Annotated in this window: 13 protein-coding genes and 1 pseudogene; 7 read left to right on the top strand and 7 right to left on the bottom strand. The window is 66.9% G+C overall.

What is annotated here, in order from left to right; all coding sequences use genetic code 11:
- Positions 1-3: 3 nt before the first annotated feature.
- Genes phnL through phnN form a run of 4 tightly spaced genes read left to right on the top strand, consistent with a single transcriptional unit; the run spans position 4 to position 3156 of the window.
- A complete protein-coding gene (phnL, locus tag QFZ46_RS14795; RefSeq protein WP_307362909.1) occupies positions 4-747 on the top strand; it encodes a phosphonate C-P lyase system protein PhnL in 744 nt (247 codons plus the stop codon).
- Positions 744-1424: a DUF1045 domain-containing protein gene (locus QFZ46_RS14790; RefSeq protein ID WP_307362906.1), complete on the top strand. Its 681-nt coding sequence runs from the start codon at positions 744-746 to the stop codon at positions 1422-1424. The genes phnL and QFZ46_RS14790 overlap by 4 nt, the downstream gene beginning before the upstream one ends.
- Entirely contained in the window at positions 1424-2602 is a 1179-nt protein-coding gene (locus tag QFZ46_RS14785) for an alpha-D-ribose 1-methylphosphonate 5-triphosphate diphosphatase (protein WP_307362902.1), read from the top strand. Before QFZ46_RS14790 ends, QFZ46_RS14785 begins: the two co-directional genes overlap by 1 nt.
- Positions 2599-3156 carry a phosphonate metabolism protein/1,5-bisphosphokinase (PRPP-forming) PhnN gene (phnN, locus tag QFZ46_RS14780; RefSeq protein WP_307362901.1) on the top strand — a complete coding sequence of 186 codons (558 nt, stop codon included), beginning with the start codon at positions 2599-2601 and terminating at the stop codon, positions 3154-3156. The genes QFZ46_RS14785 and phnN overlap by 4 nt, the downstream gene beginning before the upstream one ends.
- A gap of 34 nt (positions 3157-3190) precedes the next feature.
- On the opposite strand, the gene QFZ46_RS14775 is transcribed toward phnN, so the two are convergent.
- The gene (locus QFZ46_RS14775; protein WP_307362898.1) at positions 3191-3562 is read right to left on the bottom strand and encodes a VOC family protein; all 372 of its coding nucleotides are present in this window, start codon (positions 3560-3562) and stop codon (positions 3191-3193) included.
- A 165-nt stretch (positions 3563-3727) separates the two neighbouring features.
- Here QFZ46_RS14775 and QFZ46_RS14770 point away from each other — a divergent pair, with 165 nt between their 5' ends.
- On the top strand, positions 3728-4942 hold the full coding sequence (locus QFZ46_RS14770; RefSeq protein ID WP_307362895.1) for a hypothetical protein: 1215 nt from the start codon (positions 3728-3730) through the stop codon (positions 4940-4942).
- A 25-nt stretch (positions 4943-4967) separates the two neighbouring features.
- Here QFZ46_RS14770 and QFZ46_RS14765 read toward each other — a convergent pair.
- From QFZ46_RS14765 to QFZ46_RS14740, 6 genes and pseudogenes are all read right to left on the bottom strand, one after another.
- Positions 4968-5541: pseudogene (locus QFZ46_RS14765) on the bottom strand (response regulator transcription factor).
- A 44-nt stretch (positions 5542-5585) separates the two neighbouring features.
- Positions 5586-6758 carry a sensor histidine kinase gene (locus tag QFZ46_RS14760; protein WP_307362892.1) on the bottom strand — a complete coding sequence of 391 codons (1173 nt, stop codon included), beginning with the start codon at positions 6756-6758 and terminating at the stop codon, positions 5586-5588.
- A gap of 10 nt (positions 6759-6768) precedes the next feature.
- Positions 6769-7530, bottom strand: a complete 762-nt coding sequence (locus QFZ46_RS14755) for an ABC transporter permease (RefSeq protein WP_307362889.1) — start codon at positions 7528-7530, stop codon at positions 6769-6771.
- A 2-nt stretch (positions 7531-7532) separates the two neighbouring features.
- A complete protein-coding gene (locus QFZ46_RS14750) occupies positions 7533-8486 on the bottom strand; it encodes an ABC transporter ATP-binding protein (RefSeq protein ID WP_307362887.1) in 954 nt (317 codons plus the stop codon).
- 93 nt (positions 8487-8579) lie between these two features.
- Positions 8580-10445: an FAD-dependent monooxygenase gene (locus QFZ46_RS14745; RefSeq protein WP_307362885.1), complete on the bottom strand. Its 1866-nt coding sequence runs from the start codon at positions 10443-10445 to the stop codon at positions 8580-8582.
- A 65-nt stretch (positions 10446-10510) separates the two neighbouring features.
- Positions 10511-11884 carry an MFS transporter gene (locus QFZ46_RS14740; RefSeq protein WP_307362882.1) on the bottom strand — a complete coding sequence of 458 codons (1374 nt, stop codon included), beginning with the start codon at positions 11882-11884 and terminating at the stop codon, positions 10511-10513.
- A gap of 127 nt (positions 11885-12011) precedes the next feature.
- Between QFZ46_RS14740 and QFZ46_RS14735 the strand changes: the two genes are divergently transcribed.
- Positions 12012-13484 (top strand): fumarylacetoacetate hydrolase family protein, encoded by a 1473-nt coding sequence (locus QFZ46_RS14735; protein ID WP_307362879.1) that lies wholly within the window; start codon positions 12012-12014, stop codon positions 13482-13484.
- The gene (locus QFZ46_RS14730; protein WP_307362878.1) at positions 13481-14158 is read left to right on the top strand and encodes a GntR family transcriptional regulator; all 678 of its coding nucleotides are present in this window, start codon (positions 13481-13483) and stop codon (positions 14156-14158) included. Before QFZ46_RS14735 ends, QFZ46_RS14730 begins: the two co-directional genes overlap by 4 nt.
- Positions 14159-14160 lie beyond the last annotated feature (2 nt).

The following is a 14160-nucleotide window of genomic DNA, read 5'->3' as shown; positions in this document are numbered from 1 at the left end:
CACATGACAGAGAACAGATCACACGATATGCCTCGGGGAGCCGTGCTCTCGGTCGTGGACGTCGCGAAGACGTTCACGCTGCATCTGCAGGAATCTCAACGGCTGCCGGTTCTCAGCGGGCTGACCTTCGATGTGCCTCGGGGCGCCTGTGTGGTGCTCGGCGGCGAGTCCGGCGCGGGCAAGAGCACGGTCATGAAGATGATCTACGGCAGCTACGGTGCAGACTCCGGACGCATCCTGCTCAGCCACCAGGGCACGGTCATGGACCTTGCCGTTGCCCTGCCGCGAGAGGTGCTCGCAGCGCGCCGCGAGACCGTTGGGTACGTCAGTCAATTCCTCCGAGCGGTGCCTCGTGTACCCGCCATCGATGTCGTCGCCGAGCCGCTCCTCGAGCGCGGCGTCGACCGCACGACGGCGCTCGATCGCGCCGGCGCGCTCCTGGCACGGTTGAGCATCCCCGAGCGGCTGTGGAAGCTGCCGCCGGCGACGTTCTCCGGTGGCGAGCAGCAGCGCGTCAACGTCGCGCGCGGCTTCATCATCGATCGTCCGCTCCTGCTGCTCGACGAGCCGACCGCTTCGCTGGACGCCCGCAATCGCGCGGTCGTGATCGAGCTGATCCAAGAGAGCCTCGGCAGGGGGTCGGGGATGCTCGCGATCTTCCATGACGCCGATGTGCGCGAAGCCGTCGCCGATGCCATGGTCGACGTGCAGTCCTTCACACCGGCCCGCGAGGGCGTGACCGCGTGAAGCGGTACGCGGTCTACGCGGTGCCGGGGGCGCATGATGCCGACGCGAGCGAGGCCGTCCGGCTGCGCGCCGTCGCCGAGGCGTGGTTCGCCCGCGCGGAGGTGCAGGATCTCACTCGGGATGCCCGTCGCTACGGGTTCCATGCCACCCTCAAGGCACCGATGCGCTTGGCACCCGGCCGCACAGAAACGGAGCTGTGCGCGGCGGCCGACGCATTCGCCACTCGGCGCGGGGCGCTGATGATCACCGCACCGCGCATCGCCACGATCGGCTCCTTCCGTGCTGTCGTGCCGAGCGAGGGTCAGGAGACGGAGCTCACGACGCTCGCCTCCGACGCACTGCGTGCGTTCGACGAGTTCCGCGCGCCACTCGATGACGCCGATCGCAGACGTCGCCGCCCAGAGCGCCTCACGCCCCGAGAGCGGGAACTTTTCGAGCGCTGGGGTTATCCCTATGTACTCGATGAATTCCGGTTCCATATGACGCTGACGGATGCTGTGCCCGCTGAACGCAGCGCGCAGATCGACGACGCACTCGAGGCGCATTTCCAGCCGGTGAGCGGCGTCGACGTCCCCCTCACCGCGATCGCCATCTGCATCGAACCGTCGCCTGGCGCCGCGTTCGAGCTGCTCTCCGTCCACCCCTTCGCCCTCCGATCCCCACGGGAGAACGCCTGATGACCCACATGCTGACCAACGCCCGCATCGTGCTCGAGAACGAGATCGTGCACGGATCCGTGCGCATCGAGAACGGGAAGATCGCCGAGGTCTCGACGGATCCGCATCCCGCCGTCGGCACCGCATCCGGCGAGGATCTCTCGGAGGACTATCTGCTGCCAGGGCTCGTGGAACTGCACACGGACCAGGTCGAGGGGCACTATCAGCCGCGCCCGAAGCGATTCTGGGATCCGATCCCCGCCGTGATCGCGCACGATGCCCAGATGGCGGCGTCAGGCATGACGACGGTGCTCGACGCGCTGCGGATCGGAAGCAGCCCGGGCGAGAACCGCCTCGCCGGCAGGGCCCGCACACTCATGGACGCCGTGGTGCATGCCGCCGAAGCAGGGCTGCTGCGCGCAGATCACTATGTGCACCTGCGCTGCGAGGTCTCCACTCCCGATGTGGTCGACGTCTTCGACGACATCGGCGGGCATGAGCGCGTGCGCTTGGTGTCGCTCATGGACCACACTCCCGGCGAGCGCCAGTACGCCGACGTCGAGGCGTTCCGCACGTACATGGTCGGCAAGCACAGCATGACGAACGAGCAGTTCGACCAGCATGTCGCCGCACTGCACGAGTACTCGGCGCAGTTCTCCGAGAAGAACCGTCGGCTGATGGTGGCTCGGGCCATGGATCGAAGCATCACGATCGCCGCGCACGACGATGCGACGCAAGCGCATATCGACGAATCGGCGGCTGCAGGCGTGCGCATCTCGGAGTTCCCCACGACGATCGAGGCGGCGCGCGCTGCGCGTGCCGCCGGCCAGCTCGTCGTCATGGGCGCCCCGAACATCATCCGCGGCGGGTCGCACTCGGGCAATGTCGCGGCCGCTGATCTGCTCCGACTCGGGCTGCTCGACGTCCTCTCCAGCGACTACGTGCCGTCGAGCCTGTTGCACGCAGTCTTCCACCTGTTCCACGGCGGCGATGTGACGCTGCCGCAGGGCGTCGCGCTCGTGAGCGCCAACCCTGCGCGGGCGGCGGGCTTCGACGATCGCGGCCTCATCGCCGCCGGCATGCGCGCCGATGTCGTTCGCGTGCATGCATACGCGGGGGCCTCGGCGGAGCATCATCCCCTCGGCTCGGTTCTGCCGATCGTGCGCGGCGTCTGGCGCGAAGGGACGCGAGTCGCGTGACCGGCGTGTTCGTCGCGATCGTCGGACCGAGCGGGGCGGGGAAGGACACGATCATCGAGCGCGCCAAGGCCGCGTTGGCCGATTGCGATGACATCGTCTTCCCCCGCCGGATCATCACCCGGCCGACGGGCGAGGGAGAAGAGTGCATCTCAGTCACCGCCGACGACTTCGCGGTTGCCGAAGATCACGGTGAACTGGCGGTGTCGTGGCGTGCGCATGGCCTCGCTTACGGCATCCCCGTCTCGGCCCGCACTACGGTCGCCGCGGGCGGCGTGGTCGTGGCCAACGTCTCACGCGGCGTGATCGCTCAGCTCCCCGATCTGTTCGGCGAATCGCGAGTCGTGCGCGTCACGGTATCGGACGAGATCAGGCTGGCCCGCATCATCGCGCGGGGCCGCGAAACCCGCGACGCGGCCGCGACGCGCGTCGCCCGGGCTGATCCCGCACCCGAGCACCCCGTCGATCTCGAGATCGTCAACGACGGCACACTCGACGAGGCCTGCGCACAGCTCGTCGAGTTCCTCCACCATGTGCGGGCGGTCGTTCCTCGCTGACCGACGGGGCCGGCGCCGCGTCGACGTGCCGGGGTCAGCTCCTGTCGGGAAGCTGCTGCAGCGTCCAGGTGTTCCCGTCGGGGTCATCGAACGTCACGAACCTCCCCCAGGCCTGCTCATCGACGCCGTTCGCCTCGACACCGACCTCGCGCAGGTGCGCCAGCGCTTCATCGGCGTCGGGCACGACGACCTGGATCGTGTTCTGCTTGCCCGGTTCGAGCTCGAGTCCGAGCCCCTCGCCGAATGCGATCGAGCAGGCCGATCCGGGCGGAGTCATCTGCACGAATCTAAGTCCCTCGAACGGCACTTGATCATGATCGGCGTTGAAGCCGATCTTCACGTAGAAGTCCTTCGCACGGTCGACATCGGTCACCGGCACGAAGATGAGTTCGATCTTCCAGTCCATGACGTACTCCTCCTGGTGGGCATCAGCGCCCGTCGGCGTCCACGGTACGCGGGGCCACCGACATACCGCCAGAGCACCGGGCGTATCGCCGTCCGATCTCCGTGATGCGCGTCCGGCTCGGCGCCGAACGCGGTCGGTCCTACGCGGGTGACGGATACTGGTCCGATGACAAGACATCCGGAGGACGGTCGACTGCACACGATCCTCGATGCGCTCTGTCTGGGGCCGGACGATGCGGCCGTGCGCTATCTCATAGATGCGTTCGGTGGTGAGCCGGTCGAGATTCATGAACGTCATGTCGGCGAGCCAGCAGTGCTCTCGCGGCATCTTCTCTTCGAGTCGGGCGGCGAGATCGTGCTTCATGATGATGCGGTGAGCGCCGTGATCCTGCATCTCACGCCGACGCCGATCGCCCCACGTGGGCTCGACGTGTCGGATTGGATTCGGGGCATCCGCAAGAATGCGACCTTCGATGATGTCAAGAAGGTCTTCGACGTGCCGTGGCGTTTTGCAGCCGGTGACCGCTATTTCGTTCTGGAAGCGGGGTATGCGCGCCCGGAGTTCGTGAAGTACCGGGACCAACGACCCGGCAACCTGCAACGCGTGGTCTTCACCGCGGATGATCCGAAGGACGCGTGCCGCCCGGCGGACGAGGACTGCCGTGCGTGCCGCGATCTGATCGTGCGCGAAGGCGACGGATCCTTCGACGTGGACGGCACGGTCGGCGCTCTCATCGCGGGGGTCGAGGCAGGATTCCTCAAGGAGAAGAGCGGATCCGTCGCCCTCACCGATCTCAGGCTCCTGCATGCCTCAGCCCTCATGGAACGAGTGGAGAGCCAAGTCTCCTGCAGCACGTGCGACCGCGTCGCGTGCATCACCCTGTATCGCGATTCCTCTCCGACGTTCGGGTACTACCCCTACGATGCCGCGATGAGACGTCCGCTCCAGGCGATTCCGCCCATCGAGGCGTGGGGTGATGCCGCTCGGATCGCTGCAGCGCGCGACGCGATGCGATATGTCGACCATGAGCCGGGTTCATGGTTCCTCGTCGCACAGCACGACGACCTTTACCTCAAGTCCAGGTACACGATCAACTCGATGGCCGATGACTCGTCCCTGATCCGCTTGGACGAGTCCGAACGCCGGCGATACCGCGAAGACGGCCACGACTACCTCACCGACCTCGCCCGACGCATCAGCAGCAGCAGTCCTCACCGCGAGAGCTCTCCCTTCCACCTGAGGAATCTCCTCCGTCACCCGGACGACGGAAGAGACTACTCGGAGGAAGTCAGTGCCGCGATCGCCAACCACACCTGGCTCGCACGTCAGAAACAGGCCGCCGCACAGCGGATGCAGACCGAAGAGGCAGCGGACGCCTGAGCGGCAGATCCGCAGTCCCGTCGAGTCAGATCCATCCCTTGTCCTGGGCGATCCGCACGGCCTGAGCGCGGTTCGCTGCGCCGACCTTCCCGATCGCCGCCGAGAGATTGTTGCGCACGGTCCCCGCCGACAGGAACACCTCGGATGCGATCGCCGCGGCGCTGCGTCCGTCTGCGGCGAGTCTGAGCACCTGCTGCTCGCGCTCGCTGAGCGGGTTCGCGCCCTCGAAGACGCTGGCTTCGGCGAGCGCGGGATCCACGACCCGCAATCCTGCGTGCACACGGCGCACGGCATCGGCGAGCTGTTCGGCCGGCGCATCCTTCACGACGAAGCCGCTCGCGCCGGCATCCAGTGCGCCGCGCAGGTAACCGGGCCTCGCGAACGTCGTCACGATGAGCACCCCTGGTGGCCGCGCTCGCTGCCCGCACCGCCCGTGTCGCGGCGATACCGTCCATTCCCGGCATCTGGATGTCCATGAGGCACACATCCGGCGCTGTCTCGGCGACCACCCGGACTGCTTCCTCGCCGTCTGCGGCGACTCCGACGACTGTCAGATCGTCTTCGAGCTCCAGCAGCGCCGTGAGAGCACCGCGCAACATCGCCTGGTCGTCGACGATCACCAGGCGGATCGGCCCGTCATCGGTCACCAGGTCACCTCCACGTGCGTGCCGCCGTTCCTGTCGGCTCGCACGGCGAAAGCCGCGCCGCTCATCGTGGCGCGCTCGCGCATCCCTCTCACTCCGTTGCCCTCGCCTCCGCCGTAGCCCGCACCATCGTCGATCACCGCGAGCTTCCCGGGTGCGAAACGCACCGTCACGGTGCGCGCCTCTGCGTGCCTGAGCACATTGGTCGTCGCCTCTCTGAGTATCCAGCTCGCCGTAAGCGACTGCGCCGGCGAGAGTGCGCCGGTGTCCCCCTCCACCCGCATCGCCACATCCGCCGACTCCAGCGCGTCACGACACGACACCAGCTGCTCGGCGAGGGCGGCGCTACGCACACCCGCGACCGTTGCCCGCACACCCGCAATGGCTTCGGCTGTCAATGATTCGATGTCGGCGAGCTCGGCCTTGGCACGCTCTGGATCGCTGTCAATGAGCCGGCGCACCAACTGCGCTTTCAGGCTCACCACCGTCAGCGAATGTCCCACCAGGTCGTGCACGTCGCGCGCGACGGCTTCGCGCCCTTCGCTGGTGGCGAGTTCGAGTCCCACTCGCTCAGCGTCGGCCGAGCGGATGATCAGAGTCGTCGAGACCGTGTTGACGACCCCGAGCAAAGCGATGATCGCCAGGATCGGCAGGTACGACACACCGTTCGGCACGAAGAACACGACGGCGGCGATGATCGCGGTGCACGCCGACAACGTGATCCAATGCGCCACCCTGGTGAGCCCGTATGACGCGAACGACATGATGAACGGCAGGAAACTCAGCGCAGATCCGCCGACAGCGGGAATCGTCAGCGCGGCGCACACGAGCATCGAGCCGAACGCCACCCATTGGATCGGCTTCGGCGGCGATGTGAGTCCGCCACCGCCGAAGCTCATCCCGTTCATGAAGCCGGCGACGTAGACGACGACGAACGCACCGAGCGCGATCCACCCGGTGACGATCCAGGGCTGAGGAGCGTTCGAGCGCAGCAGCGCCATCAGCGGATAGATGAGGAACACGAGCCATACGGCGGCCATCACCCAGCCGAACCGCTCCCAGGGCGAGCCTGAGTCGACGCTGCGGGGTCGGCTGCCTCGACTGGCCCAGGCCGCGGGAGCGACGCCGGCCTTCGAGGCCGCCGCAGCGTCCCTGGTCACGTCATCCGCCATGCTGACGACCCTATCGGCGCGAGCGCGAGCGCTTCACACCGATAGCGACGAGCACCGCGAACACGGCGAACCACACCACGATGTTCAGCATCACCATCCACAGCGGGTCGGTCTGCCCCGTCGTGAGCGCGCCGTCGGTGAGCGGCCAGCGACTCAGCGCCACGAAGCCGTACAGCGGCGTGAATCTGGCGATATCCAGCATCACCCCGTCGAGCGGCATGAAGACGTTCCCGAAGAAGGCGAAGAAGGTCATCGAGATGGATGCCAGCGCCGCTGCCGTGTCCGAGTTGAAGAACAGTCCGACCCCGAGGCCGTAGAGGCCGTAGATCAGGCCGACTGCGAGGATGATCCCCGCCGAAGCCCACCAGCGCCACGCATCGGTCACTTCGGCGCCGGTGAGCATACCGGCGGCGAAGACGGCGATCATCGCGAGAGCAGCGAAGGACACCGCAGTGAGGAGCTTCATCATCGCGTACCCGGCGGTACCCAGCGGCGTCATCGCGAGCTGTCGGCCCCACCCCTGCTTCGCCTCAGTGGCGGCGAGCGAGGTGATCGAGCTCATCGCGACCGCGGTGCCGTAGGCGGCCATCGAGACCATGACGTAGAAGGCCACGTTCCCGTTTCCTGCGGAGGACGACGCGTATGCGGCGGTGCCCCCGAACAACAGGTACATCGCCACCGGCATCCCGAGCGTGAACGCGAGGGTGTAGGGGTTGCGGATCTGGCGCATCGCCTCGACGCGCATCATCGTGGGCGAGATCGACATGGTCATGATCAGTCCTCCGTCAGAGCGGTGAAGGCGGTTTCGAGGGTCGGCGCGGCGATCTCCAGATCCCTCGCGCCGGCGTTAAGAAGAGCGGATGCCGTGGCATCCGAATTCAGCGCGCGCAGACTCACGCGCTCCGCGTCCACGCGCACGTCGGTGATGCCGTCCGTCGCCGTCAACGTCCGGACGAGATCTTCGGCGCCCGAGGTCGGCAGCGTCGCAGCGAGGGTGCGCCCGCCCAGATTTGCTCGCAGCTGTGCAGTGGGCGCATCCGCGACGATCCGCCCACGGTGCATCACGACCGTGCGGCGTGCGAACTGCTCGGCCTCCTCGAGATAGTGCGTGGCGAAAATAATGGTGCGTCCGGCATCCGCATCCGCGCGCATGACGTCCCAGAAGTGCCGTCGGGCGGTGACATCCATGCCGGCGGTCGGCTCGTCGAGCACGAGGATGTCGGGGTCGGCGACCAGAGCGAGAGCGAACTTCACACGCTGCTGCTCACCGCCGGAGCACTTGGCGATCCGGCGACGAGCGATCCGCTCGAGATCGGTGCGGGCGAGCACGTCCGGCACGCGGGAAAGCGCCGCACCGCCATGAAGGGACGCGATCACCTCCACCGTCTCGCGGACGGTGAGATCGGACAGCAGGCCTCCGGTCTGCAGCACTGCCGCGATCACGCCGGCCTTGGCGGCTTTGGCGGGCTTGTCGCCGAAGACGGCGACGCTTCCCTCGCTCGGATCGATGAGCCCCAGCAGCATGTCAAGTGTGGTCGTCTTCCCGGCGCCGTTCGGCCCGAGAAGGGCGACGACCTCGCCGCGGCGGATGCTCAGATCGAGACCGTCGACGGCCTTCACCGTGCGATCGCCGAGTCCGTAATACCTGCGCAGGCCTGTGATGGATACGGCCGCGTCGGATGCCGTGCCGGTCCGAGTCGGAGTCAGAGTGTCCGTTGCTGTGCTCATGCCTCCAGCCTGGCCTGGACGCGCAGCGGGATCCGGAGTCCGCTGTCACCTCATTCGCATGACACGTGTCATGCGAGGCTCGAGCGACAGCGGTCACGCGGGCAGGAAGACTCCGGAGAGGAATTCATCGAACTCGGCTACGGCATCCAGTGGCAGCACCGCAGCCACGTACTGATCCGGGCGAACGACGACGACCAGGCCGTCGCGCGAGAGCTCGCGCTCGTCGAAGATGTCGGTCTTCGACCAGGCGTTGGGGGCGGCGGTGTACACCTTCTCCCAATCGAGCAGCCCCAGCGGCCCAGTCTTGGGCAGGAACAGCGGCGGAGCGGACAGGACGTCGATGTCTTCGAAGGCCTGCTGATGAATCGCCTTCACATCGATCACGGCATCCACGTCAGCATCCGCCGGCGTGAACCGCGCGATGACCGGCGCTGCGGCGGATGCCCACTCCGCAAGGCGCGCGCCGGAGGCGTCAGCGAATGCGTACACCCGCCAGCGCCCGTCGGCCTTGGCGTGGTGACCGAGATGCATGACGTTGCCGTCGCACACGCGTACGACTTCAGCGGATTTGAAACGTTTGCCGAGTGGGAACCCGACGGCCAGCTCCTGATGCGAATCAGAACCGGTGATCGCCGAAGGCGTGTACTGCGTCATGAATCCGGATGGGAACTCGGCCGTCGCCAGGTAGTAATTCGACAGCTCCTGCGGGTCGGAGATCTCTTCCGGCTTGCGAGCCATCAGCGACGACCATTCCCGGTCGAAGTCGATCAACTGCTGTGCGACCGGCTGCCGCTCGGCGGAGTACGTCGACAGCAGTGATTCGGGGCTTCGTGCCATGAGCACTGAGCCGAGCTTCCAGCCCAGGTTGAACCCGTCCTGCATCGAGACGTTCATACCCTGCCCCGCCTTGGCGCTGTGCGTGTGGCAGGCGTCTCCGGCGAGGAAGACACGAGGCGAACCGGAGCCTTCGGCGACGTCGTCGAACCCGTCCGTCACGCGGTGACCGACTTCGTACACGCTCGACCACGCGACCTCCTTCACGTCCAGCGAATACGGATGCAGGATCTCGTTCGCCTTCGCGATGATCGTCTCGATCGGCGTCGCCCGCACCTGATGATTGTCGTCCTCGGCCACCTCGCCGAGGTCGACGTAGACACGGCTGAGATAGCCGCCCTCACGCGGGATGTGGAGGATGTTCCCTGCTTTGGCGTTGATGGCGCACTTGGTGCGCCAGTCCGGGAAGTCGGTGTTGACGAGCACATCCATGACGCCCCAGGCGTGCGCGGAGAACTCACCGACGTGCGTGCGGCCGATCGACTCGCGCACGCCGCTGCGCGCGCCGTCGCAGCCGACGACGTACTTCGCGCGGATGGTGCGCTCCTCGCCCGCCCGCGGCCCCGCACCGTACCGAATCTGAACCTCGACGGGGTACTCGCCCTCGACGTGCACGCTGAGTCCGGCGAACTCCACGCCGTAGTCGGGAACGATGCGCGCAGGTCCGTCGGCAGCTGCCTCGGCGAAGTAGTCGAGGACTCGGGCCTGGTTCACGATGAGGTGGGGGAACTCGCTGATCTTGAGTCCGTAGTCCTCGGTGCGGGTGGTGCGGATGATGTCGTCGGGCTTCTCCGGATCCGGGCTCCAGAAGTTCATGTAGCCGATGTTGTACGCTTCGGCGGTGATGCGCTCGGCGAACCCGAAAGCCTGGAACGTCTCGACGCTGCGCGGCTGGATGCCGTCGGCCTGCCCGAGCACGAGCCTTCCATCGCGCTTCTCGATGATCCGGGTCGTGACGCCGGGGAACTGCGACATCTGCGCGGCGAGGAGCATACCGGCCGGCCCGGATCCGACGATGAGCACGTCAGTCTCATCCGGCAGATCGGTGGGCCGATCGATGCCGGTGCCGACCGCTGCGACGATGCGCGGGTCCTGCGAGACGTAGCCGTGGTGGTGGAACTGCATCGGAACTCCTTCAGGTCTTCAGGGGCGGAGGGCGGATGCCGCGGCATCCGCCCTCCGCAGGACGATCAGGCCTTGGCGAGGCCGTGGATCGGGCTCACCGACTGCTCATCCTCATGATCGGGGCCCAGCGGGATGCCGCTGCGATCGCGGAGCATGAGAGTGGCGATCAGACCGATCACCGTCATGCCGGCGAGGTACCAGGTGACCATCTCGGTCGAACCTGTCGCGTCGACGATCGCGGCGGCGATGGTCGGGGCGAATGCGCCGCCGAGGATCGCGCCGATCGCGTACGAGATCGAGACGCCGGAGAATCGGATGGATGCCGGGAACAGCTCGGTGTACAGCGCCGCCTGAGGACCGTATGTGAAGCCGAGGCCGATCGTGAGGATCGCGAGCGCCGCGAAGATCGACCCGATGCTGCCGGTGTTGACGAGCGGGAACAGCAGGACGACGCCGCCGAGCTGCATGATCCATCCGACGATGTAGGTGTTGCGTCGACCGATCCGGTCAGACACCCATCCGGCCAGAAGCGTGCTGAGCAGCCAGGTGACGGCGGAGCCGGCGACAGCCCAGAGCACCGGGCCGCGCTCGAGGCCGATCGGACCTTCGGGGTCGGTCGTGTAGGCCTGGATGTAGCCACCGGTTGTCATGTACCCGATCGCGTTGTTGCCCGCGAACACCAGCGCGGCGATGAGGACGAGCAGCGCATGCTTGCGGAACAGCTGCACGATGGGCATCTTCGCCTTCTCCTTGCGCGCGGCCAGCTCGGCGAACACCGGGCTCTCCTCGACGTTGCGTCGCACGTAGTAGCCGATCAGGATCAGCACGACACTGAGGAGGAAGGGAATGCGCCAGCCCCAGGCGAGGAACTGGTCACCCGGTGCGATCGCGGTCATGATCGCCATGACGCCCGATGCCAGCAGCAGACCGAGCGGCACACCGATCTGAGGAGATGCGCCGAAGATGCCGCGCTTCTTCTTGGGTGCGTGCTCGACAGCCATCAACACGGCACCGCCCCACTCGCCACCGGCCGAGATGCCCTGCAGAATGCGCAGCAGCACGAGCAGGATGGGAGCGCCGACGCCGATGACCTCTGCGGTGGGCAGCACGCCGATCAGCGCCGTGGCAGCGCCCATCAGGATCAGGGTCCACATCAGCACGCGCTTGCGGCCGAGCTTGTCGCCGAAGTGGCCGGCGAGGAAGGCGCCGAGCGGGCGGAACAGGAAGCTGATGCCGACGGTGGCGAACCCGAGGATCACGGTGTTCGTGCCGAGTGCAGAGAAGAACAGCTGCCCGAAGACGAGGCCGACGGCCGTGGCGTAGATGAAGAAGTCGTACCACTCAACGGTGGTGCCGACCACTGTCGCGAAGACGACGCGCCGGCGATCTGCGGCGCTGGCGATGGTGCCTGTCGGCGTGAAGCCGGGCTGCTCAGTCATTGAAGCTCCTTGTGTGACGACGTTGTCCCGGGTGCAGATCTGATCCTTGCGACCCGATGTCAGGATGATATACGATTTCAAATACATCGCACAAGAGCGATGCTTCAGACGCAAGGAGGCGCCTCACGTGACGGACTCGATCGCCCGCCCAGGCAAGATCATCGCGATCCACCTCAGTTATGCCTCCCGCGCCGACCAGCGCGGACGCCGCCCAGCGCATCCGTCCTACTTCTTCAAGGTCGCAAGCTCCGTCGCCGCGTCAGGCAGTACTGTCGAACGCCCGGCCGGCACCGAACTGCTCGCCTTCGAGGGCGAGATCGCCCTCGTGATCGGTACTCCCGCCCGCCATGTCGGCATCGCCGACGCCTGGTCGCATGTGGCTTCCGTCACGGCCGCGAACGATCTCGGCCTCTACGACCTGCGCGCGAACGACAAGGGCTCGAACGTGCGCTCCAAGGGCGGCGACGGCTACACGCCACTCGGGCCGGATCTGATCGATGCGAACACGGTCGACCCGAACGACATCCGAGTCAGGACCTGGGTCAACGGCGAGCTGCGTCAGGACGACAACTCATCGGGACTCATCTTCCCGCTCCCCCAGTTCGTCGCCGATCTCTCCCAGCACTTCACACTCGAGACCGGCGATGTCATCCTCACCGGCACACCGGCAGGATCATCCGTCATCGTTCCTGGGGACGTCGTCGAGGTCGAGGTGGATGCCCCGAATGCGCCGGGTGCGCCGACATCCGGCCGCCTGGTGACCACCGTCACGCAGGGCGAGGTGCCGTTCGACGAGACGCTCGGATCGCTGCCGGCCGTCGATGACACCCAGCGCACCGAGGCATGGGGATCGGCCGAGGCTGCAGGTCTCACCCCCACCACGTCGACCGCCCTCTCCCCCGAACTCCGAGCCAAGCTCGAGAAGGCACCGACTGCCGGTCTGTCGTCCCAGCTGCGCAAGCGCGGGCTCCACTCGTGCTTCATCGACGGCGTCGCCGCCAACCTGCCCGGCACGAAGATCGTCGGCACCGCGCGCACACTGCGCTTCATCCCGGCCCGCGAAGACCTCTTCAAGAGCCACGGCGGCGGTTACAACGCGCAGAAGCGCCTGTTCGACGCCGTCGACGAAGGCGAGATCATCGTGATCGAGGCCCGAGGCGATGCCACGACCGGCACACTCGGCGACATCCTGGCCCTGCGTGCGAAGACCCGAGGCGCGGCCGGTGTCGTCACCGACGGCGGCGTGCGCGACTTCGACGAGGTCGCACGAATCGGCCTGCCGGTCTTCTCGCAGGGCGCGCACCCTTCGGTGCTCGGCCGCAAGCACGTGCCGTGGGAGCTGGACGTCACGATCGGCTGCGGTGGCGCGGCCGTGCAGCCCGGTGACGTCATCGTCGGCGACAGCGACGGCGTGATCGTGATCCCGCCATCCATCGCCGCAGAGATCGCGGATGCGGCCCTCGCCCAGGAGGACGAGGACTCCTGGATCGCCGCGCAGGTGGAGTCGGGGCATCCGGTAGACGGCCTGTTCCCGATGAACGCCGGATGGCGCGCGAAGTACGAGGCCTCACGTGCCCAGGAGGAAGGCGATCGCCCATGACGAAGATCCTCAGCAAGTCGCAGCAGGCGTACCTCTGGATCAAAGACCGCATCGCCGGCCAGACGTACACGCCCGGGTACCGGCTGGTGCTCGGGACCATCGCCGGCGAACTCGACATGAGCGTCGTGCCGGTGCGGGAGGCCATCCGCCAGCTCGAGGCTGAGGGCCTCGTGCACTTCGAGCACAACGTGGGTGCCAGGGTCGCGATGGTCGATGACACCCAGTATCGGCACAGCATGGAGGCGCTCAGCATCCTCGAGGGCAGCGCGACCGCGATGTCGGCACGCCATCTGACCGCCGACGACCTGCGACAGGCTCGCGCGATCAACGCGCGGATGATCGAGACCCTCGACCATTTCGATCCGCCGGCTTTCACCCAGCTCAACCAGCAGTTCCATGCCGCGCTGATCGCGCCGTGTCCGAACCCTCGTCTGCACGAGCTGGTGACGGTCGAGATGGCTCGGCTGAATCGACTTCGCGACTCGACGTTCAGCTTCGTGCCGGGACGCGCCCACGAGTCGGTGCGCGAGCACGAGCAGATCGTCGCCCTGATCGAGAACGGTGCCCCCGTGGTCGAGATCGAGCGCGCTGCCCGCGACCATCACTCGGCAACACTCGACGCCTATCTCACGAAGAAGCACCCCGACGAGGCCGTCGGCATGCACGTCCACTGACA

This window comes from Microbacterium murale (assembly GCF_030815955.1).
In the GTDB taxonomy this organism is placed as follows: domain Bacteria; phylum Actinomycetota; class Actinomycetes; order Actinomycetales; family Microbacteriaceae; genus Microbacterium; species Microbacterium murale_A.
The sequence above is the reverse complement of the archived record's forward strand: the minus strand, read 5'-3'. Positions and strand labels throughout refer to the sequence as shown.

Bases quoted from the DNA above. Each gene is read 5' to 3' on its own strand.
- QFZ46_RS14745 (WP_307362885.1), bottom strand. From the start codon at position 10,445: ATGCAGTTCCACCACCACGGCTACGTCTCGCAGGACCCGCGCATCGTC.
- QFZ46_RS14750 (WP_307362887.1), bottom strand. From the start codon at position 8,486: ATGAGCACAGCAACGGACACTCTGACTCCGACTCGGACCGGCACGGCA.
- QFZ46_RS14730 (WP_307362878.1), top strand. From the start codon at position 13,481: ATGACGAAGATCCTCAGCAAGTCGCAGCAGGCGTACCTCTGGATCAAA.
- QFZ46_RS14770 (WP_307362895.1), top strand. From the start codon at position 3,728: ATGACAAGACATCCGGAGGACGGTCGACTGCACACGATCCTCGATGCG.
- QFZ46_RS14755 (WP_307362889.1), bottom strand. From the start codon at position 7,530: ATGACCATGTCGATCTCGCCCACGATGATGCGCGTCGAGGCGATGCGC.
- QFZ46_RS14775 (WP_307362898.1), bottom strand. From the start codon at position 3,562: ATGGACTGGAAGATCGAACTCATCTTCGTGCCGGTGACCGATGTCGAC.
- phnL (WP_307362909.1), top strand. From the start codon at position 4: ATGACAGAGAACAGATCACACGATATGCCTCGGGGAGCCGTGCTCTCG.
- QFZ46_RS14760 (WP_307362892.1), bottom strand. From the start codon at position 6,758: ATGGCGGATGACGTGACCAGGGACGCTGCGGCGGCCTCGAAGGCCGGC.
- QFZ46_RS14740 (WP_307362882.1), bottom strand. From the start codon at position 11,884: ATGACTGAGCAGCCCGGCTTCACGCCGACAGGCACCATCGCCAGCGCC.
- QFZ46_RS14785 (WP_307362902.1), top strand. From the start codon at position 1,424: ATGACCCACATGCTGACCAACGCCCGCATCGTGCTCGAGAACGAGATC.